Raw genomic sequence first — 16,332 nt, forward strand, 5'->3', positions numbered from 1 at the left:
AATCACTTATAAAATAAAGCGGCTTAAATCTTCATCTTGTACCAAGGTATCAAGATGATCGTCTACGTATTTCGCGTCAATCACATACGTGGAACCTGACTTTTCAGAGGCGTCATACGAGATCTCTTCCATCAGCTTTTCCATTACGGTGTGCAAACGGCGTGCGCCGATATTTTCAGTGCGCTCGTTTACTTGCCATGCGGCTTCTGCGATGCGCTCAATACCCGACTCGGTAAACTCAATTGTCACACCTTCTGTGGCCATTAACGCAATAATTTGCTCTGTTAATGAGGCGTTAGGTTCGGTGAGAATACGTTTAAAATCACTGGCGGTTAGGGCGTCTAATTCAACCCGAATAGGTAAACGTCCTTGCAACTCTGGGATTAAATCCGATGGTTTTGACATCTGGAATGCGCCCGAGGCAATAAACAGAATATGATCTGTTTTCACCATGCCGTGTTTTGTGGTTACCGTGCAGCCTTCTACTAACGGCAATAGATCGCGCTGTACGCCTTCGCGTGACACATCTGGGCCTGAGCTTTCACCACGCTTACAAATTTTGTCGATTTCGTCTAAAAATACAATGCCATTTTGTTCAACAAGTTCAATAGCCTGCTCTTTAAGATCTTCTTGATTAACCAGCTTTGCTGCTTCGTCTTCGACTAATTGTTTGTAGGCATCTTTAATTTTAAGCTTTTTGCGTTTTGAGGTGCTTTGGCCAAGATTTTGGAATAACCCTTGTAACTGATTGGTCATTTCTTCCATGCCTGGTGGTGCCATGATTTCAACACCAATTTGCGGCGCGGCTATATCGATTTCGATTTCTTTGTCGTCTAATTGGCCTTCGCGCAGCTTTTTGCGAAATATTTGACGAGTATTCGAGTCATCTTTCTTTTCTGTGTCCCAGTCATCTTTAGGTGCTGGCAATAACGCATCCAAAATACGCTCTTCTGCCATTTCTTCAGCGCGATGACGGCACTTTTTCATTTGTTGCTCGCGGGTCATTTTCACCGCTGAGTCGGTTAAATCACGGATGATTTGCTCAACTTCTTTACCAACATAACCTACCTCGGTAAATTTTGTCGCTTCGACTTTAATAAAGGGCGCATTAGCTAATTTGGCAAGACGACGGGCGATTTCGGTTTTACCCACACCTGTAGGGCCAATCATTAAGATGTTTTTGGGGGTGACTTCATGGCGCAACGTTGGCTCAAGTTGCATTCTGCGCCAGCGATTACGAAGGGCTACCGCTACCGAGCGTTTGGCATTTTTTTGGCCGATGATATGTGAATCTAGTTCGTGAACAATTTCACGAGGAGTCATTTCAGACATAACTGTTCCTTTATTAACGCTCGAATTAGTAATCTAACTTTTCGATAGTTTTAAATTGGTTAGTAAATACACAAATGTCGCCAGCAATTGTTAAAGACTTTTCTGCAATGTCTTGGGCGCTGAGTTCGGTATTTTGTAAAAGTGCAAGTGCGGCTGCTTGGGCATAGTTGCCACCTGAGCCAATGGCAATAAGGTCGTGCTCTGGCTGCACCACATCGCCGTTTCCGGTAATAATTAATGAGGCTTCTGCGTCGGCCACCACGAGCATGGCTTCGAGTTTGCGCAGCATTCTGTCGGTGCGCCAATCTTTGGCGAGCTCAACAGCTGACTTTAATAAATGGCCTTGATGCATTTCTAGCTTGGCTTCAAAGCGCTCAAAAAGAGTAAAAGCATCGGCAGTACCGCCTGCAAAACCAGCTAACACCTTATTATGATACAAGCGACGCACTTTTCGAGCGTTGCCTTTCATGACGGTATTGCCTAAAGATACTTGGCCATCACCAGCGATGACAACTTGGTTATTGCGACGAACAGATACGATAGTAGTCACGGAAAATCCTCTTTTAATGCATCAACGAATGCAATTGTTGATTCATGATTAAAATGGATATGGGGCCAAAAGAAGAGATATCAAGGACACAATAAAAAAAGCCCCGTTCAAGTGAACAGGGCTGATGAAAGTTTACCGCGTTAGTCGATTGAAAAGCGTTATTGCCATAACCAAATTTGACAGGTGTTGATACCTGCTTTTTGCATTTTATGGCGATTGGTTTCCGCTTCGCGTTTGCTCGGGAAGGGGCCAAGCACGACACGATACCAAATACCGTTGGCGCCTTCGCTGCGACGTACCTGTGCTTCCATACCTTGAAATGCAATGCGGGCTTTCATTTCATTGGCTTGTGACTCTTGCCTAAACGAGCCACACTGCATTTGATAAATGCCGCTAGAAACTACGCCCGTTGCGGGTAAATCAATTTCAACTTCTTTGTTTTCTAGCTCTTCAAGGTAGGTCCATTCTTCTTGAGGCATTGGTGGCAACTCATTTGGATCGGGTTTAGCTACTTTTTTCACTTCGGCTTTTGGCTCTGCTTCAGCTTTTACCGTTTTCTTTTTGGGTTGCTGCACGGGCTCTGTTACTTGGGTTTCAGAGCTACCGTTGATCGACCATAAAAAGTAACCAAAGCCTGCAACAAGCGCTAACACAACAAATACAGGCAGATACGGAAAACCGCCCGTGGGCGCTTTTTTACGCTGTGGCGCACGGCTTTTACGTGGTTTGCTTGTATTAGGTTTGCGGTTTGCGTAGTCACGACTCATGATTACATCCGCTCTAACGTGTCAATGCCAAGCAATGACAAGCCTGTTTTTAGTGTTTTAGCGGTTAATTGCGATAGCAGTAAACGGCTTTGCTTTTGTTCTTCGGTGTCAGCGGCTAATACTGGACATGCCTCGTAAAAGCTTGAAAACTCACTGGCCAACTCGTATAGGTAGCCACACAGTACATGAGGCAAACCTTTGTCGGTCATGCGGGTTAACACTTCACCAAATTGGGCTAGTTTAGTGCCTAAATCTTTTTCTTTTTCGTGCTCAAGTGTAATTTTTGCCTGGCTTAAGTCGATGTCTTCAACACGTTTAAAAATACCGGCTACACGGGTGTAGGCATATAGCAAGTATGGTGCGGTGTTGCCTTCAAAACTTAACATTTGCTCAAAGCTGAAAATATAATCGCTAGTGCGGTTTTTCGATAAGTCAGCGTATTTTACTGCGCTAATACCCACGACACGTGCGATTTCAGTGATTGTTGCCTCGTCCATGTCTGGATTTTTGCTGCGAACCAGTTCAAGCGCGCGCACGTTGGCTTCGTCTAGTAGGTCGACGAGTTTAACCACACCGCCTGAGCGGGTTTTAAAGGGGCGGCCATCTTCGCCGTTCATGGTGCCAAAGCCTGTGTGCTCTAAAGACATGTCTTCACGAACAAATTTTGCCAGTTTAGCTAGGCTAAATACCTGTTGAAAGTGCAGTGCTTGGCGTAAGTCAACAAAGTACATGGCACGGTCGGCTTTGAGTACGTTTGAGCGGTAACGCATGGCGGCTAAATCGGATGTGGCATATAGGTAACCGCCATCAGCTTTTTGAATAATAACCGGTAATGGCTCGCCTTCTTTAGTGCGAAACTCTTCTTGGAACACCACTTTAGCGCCATTACTTTCGCTTAGTAAACCTTGGGCGTCTAAATCGTTAACCACTTGGGCAAGGTCTGCGTTGTATGCGCTTTCGCCGTGAACATCAGCACGGGTTAAGCTCACACCAAGACGCTGATAAACTTCATGGCAGTGACTGAGTGAGATGTCGTTAAACTCACGCCACAGTTTATTGCAGTATTCGTCGCCCGATTGTAAGGCAACCACTAGCTGGCGTGCACGAGTGGCAAACTCACTTGACTCATCAAAACGGACTTTGGCTGCACGGTAAAACGTTTCTAAGTCTGACAATTCCATTTGCGCTTGTTCGCCATTGGCGGCACGTAATTCTTCCATGTATGCCAATAACATACCAAATTGCGTGCCCCAGTCTCCCACGTGGTTTTGGCGAATCACGTTATGACCTAAAAACTCAAGCGCACGGACAACGCTGTCACCAATGATGGTTGAGCGTAAATGGCCAACGTGCATTTCTTTGGCGAGGTTTGGCGATGAATAGTCGACAACGATAGTTTGTTTAGCCGGTAAGGCTACGCCTAAGTGTTCATCGTTTAAGGCGTGTTGTAGTTGATTGGCTAATGCATTGTCGTCGATAAAAAAGTTAATAAAACCTGGGCCTGCAATTTCAACTTTAGCAACGTGCGATGACGTCGGTAAATTGTCGATAATCAATTGGGCAAGTTCGCGCGGGTTCTTTTGGGCTACTTTGGTCAGCATCATTGCCAGGTTAGTCGCTAAGTCTCCATGACTTTTATCTTTAGTGCGATCGACCTGAATGCGTGCTTGAAAATCAGCTGGCACAATACCTTGCTGTTTAAAAGATTCGAGGGTTTGTTCTAGTAAAGATTCAATATGTGATTTCATGGGCGTTTGCTTGCACTAACTCGTTAAATGAATGACATGACGGAACCGCGTATTTTAGCCGTTTATGGGGTACGATTGCTATCTGCTTTGGCGGAAATATTGGTTTTTTTATCATAAACCTGAATAACAATCTAAATGAACGGTATTACAGAGGTTATAAGTAATGATGACACTGTGGTATTACATTAAATCTTGTGGGTCGCGATCAATCGTCCAGCGGCATCGTTTCGCTTCTGGGAGTTGTTCCATTTGGCTAAGGACCTGTTCAAAGACGCTCTGAAGTTGTTGGCGACTTTTGGCTTGCAGCATTAACTGGCGGCGGTATTTTCCGGCTTTGCGGTCTAATGGCGCTGGAATGGGCCCAATAACCTCAAGCTCGTTATCCTGAGGAATGAGTTGGCTTATTTGGGCTAAAAAGGCATCGGCATCTTGAGCTAAATGCGCCTCTGCACGAATTAACACCATGTGCCAAGCGGGGGGCAATAATGCTTGTTGGCGTTCAGACAGCTGGCTGCGGGCAAATTCGCCATAACCTCGTTGCAGCAAGTCGCGCAAAATAGGGTTATCACTTTGGTGGGTTTGCAGTAGCACTTTACCGGGTTTGTCGGCCCGCCCTGCACGGCCAGATACTTGAGTATAGAGCTGGCCAAATCGCTCAGGCGCACGAAAATCGGCACTAAATAATGCACCGTCAACATCAAGTAAACCCACTAATGTTACATCGGGAAAATGATGCCCTTTGGCCAGCATTTGAGTACCCACCAAAATTTTATATTTACCCATGTAAATCCCTTGTAACTGTTGCTCAAGGGAGCCTTTTCGGCGCGTTGTGTCGCGGTCAATACGCACAACCGGATGCTGCGGAAACAGCTTAACCAGCTCTTGCTCGAGCTGTTCTGTGCCTAAACCGTGCCCCATTAACATGGTGCTTCCGCATTGGTGGCATTGCTTAGGAATAGCATATTGATTGCCGCAGTGATGACAGCAAATTTCGTTTAAGCCTTGATGCACAGTAAAAAAAGCATCGCAGCGATCGCACTCGTGTAAATGGCCACATTCGTGGCACAACAAGGCTGGGGCAAATCCTCTACGGTTTAAAAACAACAACACTTGGTTGCCAGCATCAAGGTGCATGCGCATTTCGTTAATTAATGATGCTGACATGCCGGCTTTTAAGGGCTGTGAGGTAATATCGATGGTGCCTTGTTTTACTTTTTGTGCCACCCCCGCACGTTCACTTAACTCAAGGTGATGATAACGGCCCGATATCGCATTTTGTAGAGTTTCAAGCGAGGGTGTTGCTGATCCAAGTACCACTTGAACGTCTTCTAAATGGCCACGCATAACGGCTAAGTCGCGCGCATGGTAGCGCACCCCTTCTTGTTGTTTAAAGCTACTGTCGTGTTCTTCATCTAAAATGATAAGACCAGGAAACGCCATTGGGGTGAACAGCGCTGAACGGGTGCCAATAATAATGGCCGCTTCGCCCACGCGAGCTTGTCGCCAGGCCTCCAGGCGTTGATTGTCGGTGAGCCCTGAATGAATCACCGCGACGTTTACCTCAAAGCGGCGTTTAAAGCGATTTATGGTTTGTGGGGTTAAGCCTATTTCTGGCACCAAAATCAGTGCCTGTTTGCCTTGTTTTAAAATGGTTTCGAGCAAGGTTAAATAGACTTCGGTTTTCCCCGAGCCAGTAACGCCTTCTAGTAAGGTGCAATGAAACCCTTTTTGTTGTGTTAGCACAGAAACCGCTACAGCTTGCTGTTTATTTAACTTGTGTGGCGACTCGTTCATTTGCAGCTTGTGACGCCAGCTTAAATCGTGAGTGATGTGCGCACTTTTTTGTTCTATCCAGCCTTTGTCTTGTAATGCTTTAAGGGCTGATTTACTTAAGGCTTGAGTGGTCAGCTCATCTTGGGTTAGCGGATTTGCTAGCAATAACTCAAAGAGTTTTTTTTGGGCTGGCGCTCGGTTAAGTACGCTTGGCTCTGCCTGGCGACCTTGTTCGGTTAAGTGATATTCCACTATGGCTTGTGGTGTTGCATCTAATCCTTTACGCAGTGCCACAGGAAGTGCTTGGCTGAGCATTTGTCCTTGGGAGGTAAAATAATATCGTGCCGCCCAAAGCGTTAATTTATATAGCGACTCTGGCAGTATTGGGGCATCATCTAGCAAAGCGGTGACAGATTTAACTTGCTGCGGTGCTAAATCACAAGTATCGGTAATGGCGGTGATTAAACCAATCAGTTGTTGACGGCCAAAAGGTACTTTTACTCGCAGTCCTACTTGCACTATTGTTTGTTGCTCGTCTTTTACGCGGTAACTAAAATTTTGGCGTAAGGGCACAGGTAAGGCGACTTCAACAAACATTGGCATAGGGCTTCACATTATCTGATTTATTAGGGATTGTTATCAGTTTACCTCTAAGTGTCATCAAAGAGATAGGGCAGTGTTATGTGTAAAAGACTCATTATGGTCTTGTGTGTTAGCTTTGGTTTATGGGCAAATGCTCAACCAGTATTGGCACAGGTTAATCACGTTAGCATTAATAGTCGGCAATCTGAGCTGGACCAGCCCCCTTTGTTAAAAGTTAATCTAGTGGCCCAAAATGATGATTGGTCACAGTTGAGTTTTTATCTTCGCCAAAAAGTCGATGGCGCGATGCAACAACAAGAGTTAACGGTTGAGCCTATTAATCGTTTTTTGTTACAAATCACAGGTGCTAAAACGGTTACCGACCCAAATGCCCAGGTAATTATTATGGAGCGCCATGCGAGTAACACAGTGGTATTAGCCGTTATTGCCCTGTTTGACGCCCCGTTGTCTTTTGCTAGTGCCGTGCGGGTTGAGAGTAAAGCGTTTGGTAGTACTCAGTTAGTCACGGCAGCTGACGACGCGCCGCAAAACACGCAGCAGACTGCAATAGCAGCTAAAACGACAACCGATGATAATGCAGTTGCACGCCAGAATACATCGGGTCATTGCCAGATAATTAAAGATAATTCGGATACGTTGTGGCGAATTGCTGAACGCTATAAAAATGAGTGGAATACCAGTGTATACGGTGCGATGTTAGCAATATTTGAGGCAAATTTACTCTCTTTTTCAAAGCAAAAAATTCATTTATTATTGAAAAACGCCCCTTTGGTGTGTCCGTCTTCAGCAATATTGGCTCAATATGACAATAAAGCAGTAGATAAAGAAGTGTTTGAAGTGATAGAGGCTAAACATGCTGCGAAATAACGTTTAAAGCACAATGTGCCTAAATTAACGAGTTAACTGTGATTAGTTGAACAAAGTATTGAGTAATTACTCTGTAGTGTCAGTAATTGGTTGCAGCAGTGAATGTTAATTTATATAGTTGCTAGCATTAATACAGGTTATTTAAACAAAATAAGACGATGTGTAAATAATTTAACAATATTATCGTGATGATGATAAAACAATAATAAAGTCTGTATTCACTGAAATTACAGCGTCAGTTGCGCTGTCTTGAGGCCGGTTTTAAGTAAAGGATTGATTTGATGAAAGGCGCAAAGGTGTTAGCCATAATGGCATTATTCGCTGTGGGGTATGTTCCAGCGGTAATTGCAGAAGTCAGTCATATTAGTATTGAGACAGCCGCTTTTAAACAAGGTCAATTACCCACATTAACCGTTAATGTTGTTACTGAACACCATGATTTATCTCGATTGACCTTTTATTTACGTCAGATTTACCAAGATAGTATTGTGCTAGAAAAGCTTGATGTTGAAAGGCAAGGTAGTGATGTGTTCACTTTGTCTGGCAAAGAGCAGTTGCGCGATCCGGATGCGGCATTAATTGTCTCAGAATACCGTAACGCGAAATGGCAGCAATATTCTCCAGTCCCATTGTTTAATCCAGTTTCTCCAATTAGCGATCATCAGCCTGTTGCGATAAAAAAAATGAAGTCTCCGGCGTCATCGCCAATAGTCGCACAAGCCGCACCAGCCAAGGTTGCTGTGCAAACTACGCCAATAAATGCCTCAGTACCAACCACAACCACCAAAGTCGTTGCTCAAACCCCAATGCTCGCGGCAACGCAGGAGTTATTAGAAGGGTGTAATATTCTTAAGCAGCCTAATGACTCATTGTGGAAAATTGCGGTGAGATACCGTAAACAATGGGGTTCAAATATCTATGGCGCAATGTTGGCGTTATATGAAGCTAACCCACAAGCTTTTTATCAAAATAAAATCAGCATGTTACAAATGGAAAGCTCGTTGCGTTGTCCGCCTGCCAGCATCCTTGTAAAGTACCAAAATGTTGCAGTCGATAGAGCCACATTCGATAATCTTGTGGCGAGTCAGCAAGGCCGAGGTCCAATAGTGGTCAAAGCCGCTACTCAAGTCATTGCTGAAGAGCCACTTATCGTTGAAAAACCAGTAGAAAATTTAGTAGACCACAGCAGAATTAGCACTGACATTCCAGTAAGCGATGGCGTCAATGTTGTTAAATCGCAAATTGTTGAACCGCAAAATGTGCAGCTGTGTTCAATAGATAAATTGCCAAAAGATAACCTGTGGCGTGTTGCTGTGCGTAACCACCAACAACTCAACACGAATGTTTATGGGGCAATGTTGGCGATATTCGATGCTAACCCTGATGCATTTTATAAACAGAAAATTTATCTATTAATGGCAGATAGCCACTTAGATTGCCCATCAAATACGGTGTTATTAAAGTACCAAGATGCGGCTAAAGATAAACTGACTTATGAAGCGCTTGAACGCAAACAAAGGCAATCATAATGTTCTGAGTGGCGAGTGTTTATAAATTCTACTTGTTTGTGCTTGTTAGACACTGTATTATCTCGCGCCTAAAACATATTGTTATTAACTTCATGTGGTGTCCAACTTCGGGTTGTGATAGCGACATGGCCTTCAATTTAAGGTACTCCAATGAAAACTGGTATTCACCCAAATTACGCTGAAATCACTGCAACTTGTACTTGTGGTAACGTCATTAAAGTAAACTCTACTGTTGGTAAAGATTTACACTTAGACGTTTGTGGTGCATGTCACCCATTCTACACTGGTACTCAGAAAGTTGTTGACACTGGTGGTCGTATCGACAAGTTCAACAAGCGTTTTGGTGTGCTTGGTAAAAAGTAATTGCCTAGCAATTAACGTTAAAAGGCGCCTTGGGCGCCTTTTTTGTTTTTACATGCCGATGCAGACATTGTGCTGTCGTGGAAACTTATTTTTTGGTGATAAACAATACAAAAAAGCTTAAAAGTCCTTTTATTGTTATTTAAGCAAAATAAATAACAAATAATGCTGCTTAAAAGCGTTTATTCTCTTAAATCTTGTTATTTTCCTACATTTTTAACTCTTTGATTTATATATATTCATGTTCGTTTAGTTTGATTAACAAAACCTAAGCTAAATTTTGCTCGGCAACACATCCTATCACTTACTTTTTGATTTATATCAACACTGCAATAGCGTATCGTTACAAAATGTTTCGACGGTTAGCATTATCAGTACTATTTGAGATGCTAGTCACAATTTTACTCAATCGCGCATTTCAGGATGTATACAATGTCAGATATTCGTCAACAAGCACTCGATTATCATGAATTCCCCGTACCAGGCAAAACGGCAGTATGTTTAACTAAACCGGCTCAATCTAGTCATGATCTTGCATTAGCATACAGCCCAGGAGTTGCAGAGCCTGTTAGAGAGATAGCCTCTAATCCTGAAAATGCTTACCGCTACACCAATAAAGGCAATACGGTTGCTGTTATTTCTAATGGCACAGCTATTTTAGGCCTTGGTAATTTAGGCCCATTAGCTTCAAAACCTGTAATGGAAGGTAAATCGCTTTTATTTAAGCGTTTTGCCAACATTGACTCAATCGATATTGAAGTGAAACATCGCACCACTGAAGACTTTATCAATACTGTCGAGTCAATCGCCGACACTTTTGGTGGCATTAATTTAGAAGACATTAAAGCGCCAGAATGTTTTGAAATTGAACAAGAGTTAATTAAGCGCTGTAATATTCCTGTGTTTCATGATGATCAGCACGGTACGGCTATTGTTACCGCTGCGGGGATGTTGAATGCGTTAGAAATTCAAGGAAAAAAAATTGATGATGCAATATTTGTCTGTTTAGGGGCTGGTGCTGCCGCTATCGCATGTATGAGCATGATAGTAAAGTGTGGAGCGCTGCGCGAAAATGTTTACATGCTCGACAGACAAGGGGTTATTCATACTCGTCGTGAAGATTTAAACGAATATAAAGCACTGTTTGCTAATAATACTGACAAGCGCACCTTACAAGATGTGATTAAAGACGCAGATGTATTTTTAGGGTTGTCGGGCGCTGATTTGTTAACCGCTGAAGATATCGCCCTTATGGCACCTAATCCGGTTATTTTTGCCTGTTCTAATCCTGACCCTGAAATTAAGCCTGAGCTGGCTCATGCCATTCGTCAGGATTTAATTATGGGTACAGGACGTAGTGACTACCCTAATCAGGTTAATAATGTATTGTGTTTCCCGTTTATTTTTAGAGGCGCATTAGATGTACGCGCATCGGTAATAAACGACGAAATGAAATTAGCGGCAGTGTACGCAATCGCTAATTTAGCTAAAGAACCTGTCCCCGCAGACGTACTCGCCGCTTACCCTAAAGTGACGTCATTAAGCTTTGGTGCTGATTATGTTTTGCCAAAACCAATGGACCCGCGATTGCTTCCGATTGTAGCTCGCGCCGTTTCTCAAGCCGCAATCGATTCTGGCGTAGCAAAAATCACCACATTGCCGAGCGAATATAACGTCTAAAGAATTATGCGAACTAGACGATAAGTAAACAGGGGCGAAAGCCCCTTTTTTATTACATGGGCTTAAACGAACAGTGAACTTCTGTAGCGCAATCGTTATACTGATGCGGATTTGAGTTAGGGGGTGTTGATTTTTCAAGGTGTTTTTACCGCGAAAGATAGGGCTAAAAAGGGATCCGAGGTTGTTAAGCGGCAATTTACTCGCCGCGTTTAATCCGTTTTGTCTCGAACAACATTCAACCTGCAACGATCAACATGCTCTAGACCATAAAAATAAATCCAGCAGGATAGCGGATAAATGAAACTCACCAAGATCCTTACAAAAAAAATAACCAGTTTTTGGTTACTTTCATTAGCAGCTGTCGCGTTTGTGTTTCTTCTTTGCGCAGTAATGAGTTTTATACAGCTCACGTATGCTTTTCAGCAACAAAAAGTGACTGAGTTAGAAACCATATTGGTTGAACACAGTAAACAGTCGACAAATAGTCAATTTGCAACTTGGTTACCTCCGGTGCTGTCCGCGTATAATGCTGTTGATTTTACGCTGAGCCAGGGCGGGGAGATACTTTATGAATATCATCAAGAAACCCCCAGTGTGGCCAGAAATCGTCTCACCTTATACCAGAACCAACTTGAAAATGGCTTACTGTTAACACTTACCATGCCACCGCCTTTTGCACTTCACCACCTTGGTTGGTCTGAGTGGCTAGCGCTGATTGTGGGGTTTATTGCGATTGGTATTTTTGTCCGTTTTGGTCATGGTTGGTATTCCCGCGAGCTTGATGGTATTGAGCAACTTGCTTTACGCAGCAAGCTCATTTTAGAGGGTAATTTAGCGCAAGCCACGCAACAGTCGACAAATGGCAAACCCAGAATAATTAATCGAGCGATAACAAAGCTGTTGAGCGATTTAGATGATGCTCATAAAGAGCGTGGGCGTTTAGATCAGTTTATTCGTAAAGACACTTTTTTAGACAAACAAACGCAAATTGGTAATGCAATCTTTTTTCAAAACCGCCTGGATGCATTAAGTCATAATCAAAAAATGATTGCTCATGGCGTGCTGATGTTGATTGAATTTGACGACATGGATCTTGTTGAAGAAGAGTTAGGCGAAAGCGGTTTAAAAGCAATGTTTACCTTAACGACTGAGGCAATCACCTCGGTGTTAGCACAATATGAAGACAGTATTTTTGCCCGCCGTAGTTATCAACAATTAGTTATTGTGATCCCACAATTATCGCTGGCAGAAGCAGATCAATTGGCTCAGCGAGTGCTTAAAACCTGCCTGGCCTTACCTTTTTATGGTTTGGGCAACCCTGATAACTTTTTGCATTTAGGTAGCGCGTTTTTTAAAGCTGGTGATTTACAAGTTCAACTCATTGAAGAAGCTGAAATGGCACTGCGTGCGGCTCAGCTACAGCGTGTGAATAACTGGTTTATGTATGACAAAGGCGCAGTTGATGAAGAAATTGCCAAGGGCTCGGTTAGGTGGCGCAGTTTTCTTGAAAATGCATTAGTAGCAAAACGTTTCTTTACCCTGCAACAAGCCGTTGTCGATAGCGATAATCGGGTATTGCATTATGAGGTATTTAGCCGGGCGCGCGATAACCAAGGTAATGACGTACGTGCGACTTTATTTATTCCTATGGCCAACAAGTGTGGCTTAATGCCGCAAATTGAACGGCAGATAATCGAGCAAGTATTGTTTAGATTAATGCCTAACAATGAGGCGACTTACTGTATCAATTTGAGTTTAGATACCTTGGTGAGCCGGGCATTTGTGCGTTGGATACAATCTACTTTGCTTGAGCATCGACCTCTAGCCGCTAGGCTTATCTTTGAAATATCAGAAGACATTATTGTTAAACATCAAAGCAATCCTGCGTTGGTTAAGGCCTTAGATATGCTGAAAAAAATGGGAGCAAAATTGGCGGTAGATCATGTTGGGCAGCATGTTGTTGGCACTCATTATATCCAAGAGTATCACTTTGATTTGGTTAAGTTGCATCGTTCAATTGTGAGGCAGGTGCATCAACGGTCTGAAAATCAGCTTTTTATTCGTAGTTTGATTGGTGGTTTATATCGCGCAGAAGTTAAAGTGATTGCAGAAGGGGTTGAGTGCTTTGAAGAATGGCAAACATTGAAAATTTTAGGTGTAAGTGCAGCTCAGGGTGAGTATTTAGAGCAAATTGTTGACCGTTAGTTTGAGAAATAATCAAACCTTGGTCTGTACATGTAAAAAGTCTTGTTTATGTTGCGATTGCGCTCTACTTTAGAAAGGTATGCTATATTGCTATTATTATAACAAAATTAAAACATTATATTGCTGGTTAGCTTAAGTGTCGGTCATTTTATTGGGTGTCACTTAAAGATTAAATGCACAACAAATGCGGCCTGAAGGGGCGGTTAAAACGGATTTAGCTTTATTGAGCAAATGTTACTTAGATTGCAAGGCTGCATCCACCGGTCACGCTTAATCCGTTTTTATCTTGAACAGCATTCACCTGCAAAGATAAACACGCCCTAGTCATCATTTCTTCAGTATTTTGGGCTTAGACTAGGTTTTTGTTAGTTTTTCATCGTATAGTAAACCAATAATCTAGAATAATTATCACGTTAGTGAGTATGGGATGCGTAATGAAAAGTGGTTTGTTGAGTAAATTGGCCTTCTGGAAGTCATCCAACGCAACGGGTGATATCGGTGTTTTTGTCGCCGACAGTTCATTGTGGGTCTGTAAGCCCCAAAAAGGTACATCTACTCATGTAATCACGCAAATTCCCGTCACAAAACATAACTGGAACCAGGCCTTTGAAAAGGTAAAAGATCAATTTGGCCATGTGCGGATGCAATTGGTCTTGTCTTATGCTCATTACCAACTTTTACAAGCAGATAAACCCAATGTGGAGCCAGCAGAAATTGCGCAAGCATTAATTTGGGCGGTGAAAGACATGGTGTCTGAACCGGTAGGCAATATACATTTAGATTATTTTGAGTCCAGCATTATTCCTAGCGCTAAAGTGAATGTCGTTGTGACGAGTCGTGAATTAATGATGCAGATAGTGTCGGCTTGTGAGGTAAACGGCTTAACGATTGCTGGCATTAGCATTGAAGAGTTAGTCCTCAGGCACATATTGCCCAATGACAATATGGCGCACATGATGGTTGCGCATTTGCCGCAGCAGGAATTACTGCTTATGGTGGTCAAGGCTGATGAAGTGTTAATGCAACGACGAGTGCGGGGATTTAATCAGCTAAACAATGCGACATATCAAGAGTTACAACAGCAAATTGCTGATAATTTAAGCTTAGAAGTCCAGCGGTCTATGGATTATTTCGAAAGCCAACTTCGCCAAGCTCCCGTGGCCTCAATTACCATTGCCGCAGATGGTGACAGCAGTGCGCTAGCCAATTTATTAGGCGCTAATTTTAACCAAAAAGTACATGCCGCAAACCATGATGGTATTAGTGGCTTATTGGCTCTGTTAGCGTTACAAGAGTTAACTCGAGGTGATGTGTGATAAAAACCAGCGTTAATTTATACAGTGACAATTTATTACCTATACAGCAACGATTAACTTTAACGCGTCTTATGTCGGTGTTGGGGTTGTTTGTTGTGATTTTTATTGTGTTGTATGGAGTAGTGATGTGGCAGCAACAACAACTACAGGCCAAACAACAGCAAGCTAGCCATGACAACGTGCAATTAAATGATCAAAAAATTGCTCTAGAAGCACAAATCGCCGCAAGAAAACCCGATAGCGCATTAGTGGCGCAAGTTGAGTTAGAAGAGCAACGCCTTGAGCTTAAAATACGCTTAAAAGATGAGTTGAGCCAGCGTCAAAACCTAATCAGTAAAGGGTATTCGCCAATGCTGACCGACTTGGCCAGCGTTGCTGATGCAAATGTGTGGCTGAGCCATATTAGTATTGTGCAGCAAGATAATGGGCCGCAACGGGTAGAGTTTGAAGGTTACGGTCGTAATCCTCAGAGTGTGCCATTGTGGATTGATAAATTGAAAAACACTGAGACATTAAAGGGTTATGCATTTTCTGCCATGACGATGGACAGAGGTGACGATCAGCCGCTAATGTTCAAATTAACCAGCCAAATCTCTGACAAGGAGCCCTCACAATGAAGCAACAATGGGCAACTTGGTGTGAAAAATTTAATCAGCTCAGTCAGCGTGAACGTATTTTAATTGCGCTAGCAAGTGTGGTTGTCGTTGGTATGTTGTTGTTTTTACCTTTGGAATCTCTTTGGAAACAACATCAGACTACCCAAAAACAGTTAACAGCATTACATCAAGAAAATGACATATCACGCCAACAAATCGCCTTGTATGAAGCGCGTTTGCAGTTAGACCCTAACAAGGATTACCAGCAACGTTTGCAACTGGTAAACGAAAAAATGCAAGCGGTTGACGCCGAACTAGACGCTCAAATGGTTGATATGGTGCCTGCGGATTATATGCCAAGGGTACTAGCGAACTTATTGGGCAATGTGAAAGGAGTCACGCTGAAATCCTTTGCTTCTATTGCACCAACGCCGTTATTAGATATGGGCGATAACAGTTCGGTTAATTTGTTCAGCCATGGCATCAAGCTGAGTCTTCAAGGTGATTTTTTCGCGATTTTAGCGTTTGTCTCCGCAGTGGAAAATATGCCCGACAAACTTTATTGGAAACGCCTGGATTATCGTGTTGAAGCACATCCAAATGCGTTGGTTCAATTAGAACTTTACACACTGAGTGTGAATAAGGACTTTATCAGTGTTGCGAAACAACATTAGTGTTACCACTTTGGCTGTTGCTGCAAGTAGTTTGATAATACTGCTTGTGAGCCAGGCTGAAGCACAAACCTTGCGCGATCCCACGTTACCTAGCCAAGGTTATACCGCACCCCAGGCCAGCCATGTTTCCCAGCAAGCCTTGGTACTGAATAGCATTGTAAATGGGCAGCGTGCATATGCTGTCATTAATAATAATATTCTCTCCGTGGGTGACAGTATAAGTGGTATTGGCCTGCGTATTACCGCTATAGGTCAGGACAGTGTTACCTTGTCAGATGGTAGAAAACTTCAGTTATTTCAGTCGATAACAGAGCGATAGGATAAGAATAAAA

14 protein-coding genes are annotated in these 16,332 nt (G+C 43.1%); 9 read left to right on the forward strand and 5 right to left on the reverse strand.

From position 1 onward, the window contains the following. Positions 1-6: 6 nt before the first annotated feature. From hslU to priA, 5 genes are all read right to left on the reverse strand, one after another. The gene (gene hslU, locus K8B83_RS04150; RefSeq protein ID WP_188739650.1) at positions 7-1,332 is read right to left on the reverse strand and encodes an HslU--HslV peptidase ATPase subunit; all 1,326 of its coding nucleotides are present in this window, start codon (positions 1,330-1,332) and stop codon (positions 7-9) included. A gap of 25 nt (positions 1,333-1,357) precedes the next feature. Then, positions 1,358-1,882 carry an ATP-dependent protease subunit HslV gene (hslV, locus tag K8B83_RS04155; RefSeq protein WP_188739649.1) on the reverse strand — a complete coding sequence of 175 codons (525 nt, stop codon included), beginning with the start codon at positions 1,880-1,882 and terminating at the stop codon, positions 1,358-1,360. A 158-nt stretch (positions 1,883-2,040) separates the two neighbouring features. Continuing rightward, a complete protein-coding gene (locus K8B83_RS04160; protein ID WP_188739669.1) occupies positions 2,041-2,652 on the reverse strand; it encodes an SPOR domain-containing protein in 612 nt (203 codons plus the stop codon). After that, the gene (gene argS / locus K8B83_RS04165; protein ID WP_188739648.1) at positions 2,652-4,397 is read right to left on the reverse strand and encodes an arginine--tRNA ligase; all 1,746 of its coding nucleotides are present in this window, start codon (positions 4,395-4,397) and stop codon (positions 2,652-2,654) included. Before argS ends, K8B83_RS04160 begins: the two co-directional genes overlap by 1 nt. A 180-nt stretch (positions 4,398-4,577) precedes the next feature. Beyond that, the gene (gene priA, locus K8B83_RS04170; protein ID WP_188739647.1) at positions 4,578-6,773 is read right to left on the reverse strand and encodes a primosomal protein N'; all 2,196 of its coding nucleotides are present in this window, start codon (positions 6,771-6,773) and stop codon (positions 4,578-4,580) included. Between the two features lie 78 nt (positions 6,774-6,851). Between priA and K8B83_RS04175 the strand changes: the two genes are divergently transcribed. The 9 genes from K8B83_RS04175 (at position 6,852) to K8B83_RS04215 (ending at position 16,319) form a co-directional block, all read left to right on the forward strand. Beyond that, complete coding sequence (locus K8B83_RS04175; RefSeq protein ID WP_223419211.1) at positions 6,852-7,640, forward strand: FimV/HubP family polar landmark protein; 789 nt, start codon at positions 6,852-6,854, stop codon at positions 7,638-7,640. Between the two features lie 281 nt (positions 7,641-7,921). Further along, positions 7,922-9,169, forward strand: coding sequence for a hypothetical protein (locus tag K8B83_RS04180; RefSeq protein ID WP_188739645.1), 1,248 nt, complete (start codon positions 7,922-7,924; stop codon positions 9,167-9,169). A gap of 150 nt (positions 9,170-9,319) precedes the next feature. After that, on the forward strand, positions 9,320-9,532 hold the full coding sequence (rpmE, locus tag K8B83_RS04185) for a 50S ribosomal protein L31 (RefSeq protein WP_188739644.1): 213 nt from the start codon (positions 9,320-9,322) through the stop codon (positions 9,530-9,532). A gap of 429 nt (positions 9,533-9,961) precedes the next feature. Then, positions 9,962-11,209 carry a malic enzyme-like NAD(P)-binding protein gene (locus K8B83_RS04190; protein ID WP_188739643.1) on the forward strand — a complete coding sequence of 416 codons (1,248 nt, stop codon included), beginning with the start codon at positions 9,962-9,964 and terminating at the stop codon, positions 11,207-11,209. Between the two features lie 297 nt (positions 11,210-11,506). After that, a complete protein-coding gene (gene csrD / locus K8B83_RS04195; protein WP_188739642.1) occupies positions 11,507-13,414 on the forward strand; it encodes an RNase E specificity factor CsrD in 1,908 nt (635 codons plus the stop codon). Positions 13,415-13,848: 434 nt separating this feature from the next. Further along, positions 13,849-14,730 (forward strand): biogenesis protein MshI, encoded by an 882-nt coding sequence (locus K8B83_RS04200; RefSeq protein ID WP_223419213.1) that lies wholly within the window; start codon positions 13,849-13,851, stop codon positions 14,728-14,730. After that, positions 14,727-15,347: a PilN domain-containing protein gene (locus K8B83_RS04205; RefSeq protein ID WP_188739640.1), complete on the forward strand. Its 621-nt coding sequence runs from the start codon at positions 14,727-14,729 to the stop codon at positions 15,345-15,347. The genes K8B83_RS04200 and K8B83_RS04205 overlap by 4 nt, the downstream gene beginning before the upstream one ends. Continuing rightward, a complete protein-coding gene (locus K8B83_RS04210) occupies positions 15,344-16,000 on the forward strand; it encodes a type II secretion system protein M (protein ID WP_223419214.1) in 657 nt (218 codons plus the stop codon). Before K8B83_RS04205 ends, K8B83_RS04210 begins: the two co-directional genes overlap by 4 nt. Then, positions 15,984-16,319 carry an MSHA biogenesis protein MshK gene (locus tag K8B83_RS04215; RefSeq protein WP_373284922.1) on the forward strand — a complete coding sequence of 112 codons (336 nt, stop codon included), beginning with the start codon at positions 15,984-15,986 and terminating at the stop codon, positions 16,317-16,319. Before K8B83_RS04210 ends, K8B83_RS04215 begins: the two co-directional genes overlap by 17 nt. Positions 16,320-16,332: the final 13 nt, after the last annotated feature.

It is taken from the genome of Shewanella inventionis, from assembly GCF_019931735.1.
Taxonomy (GTDB): Bacteria; Pseudomonadota; Gammaproteobacteria; order Enterobacterales; family Shewanellaceae; genus Shewanella; species Shewanella inventionis.

Bases quoted from the DNA above. Each gene is read 5' to 3' on its own strand.
- hslU (WP_188739650.1), bottom strand. From the start codon at position 1,332: ATGTCTGAAATGACTCCTCGTGAAATTGTTCACGAACTAGATTCACAT.
- argS (WP_188739648.1), bottom strand. From the start codon at position 4,397: ATGAAATCACATATTGAATCTTTACTAGAACAAACCCTCGAATCTTTT.
- priA (WP_188739647.1), bottom strand. From the start codon at position 6,773: ATGCCAATGTTTGTTGAAGTCGCCTTACCTGTGCCCTTACGCCAAAAT.
- K8B83_RS04175 (WP_223419211.1), top strand. From the start codon at position 6,852: ATGTGTAAAAGACTCATTATGGTCTTGTGTGTTAGCTTTGGTTTATGG.
- K8B83_RS04180 (WP_188739645.1), top strand. From the start codon at position 7,922: ATGAAAGGCGCAAAGGTGTTAGCCATAATGGCATTATTCGCTGTGGGG.
- rpmE (WP_188739644.1), top strand. From the start codon at position 9,320: ATGAAAACTGGTATTCACCCAAATTACGCTGAAATCACTGCAACTTGT.
- K8B83_RS04190 (WP_188739643.1), top strand. From the start codon at position 9,962: ATGTCAGATATTCGTCAACAAGCACTCGATTATCATGAATTCCCCGTA.
- csrD (WP_188739642.1), top strand. From the start codon at position 11,507: ATGAAACTCACCAAGATCCTTACAAAAAAAATAACCAGTTTTTGGTTA.
- K8B83_RS04200 (WP_223419213.1), top strand. From the start codon at position 13,849: ATGAAAAGTGGTTTGTTGAGTAAATTGGCCTTCTGGAAGTCATCCAAC.
- K8B83_RS04210 (WP_223419214.1), top strand. From the start codon at position 15,344: ATGAAGCAACAATGGGCAACTTGGTGTGAAAAATTTAATCAGCTCAGT.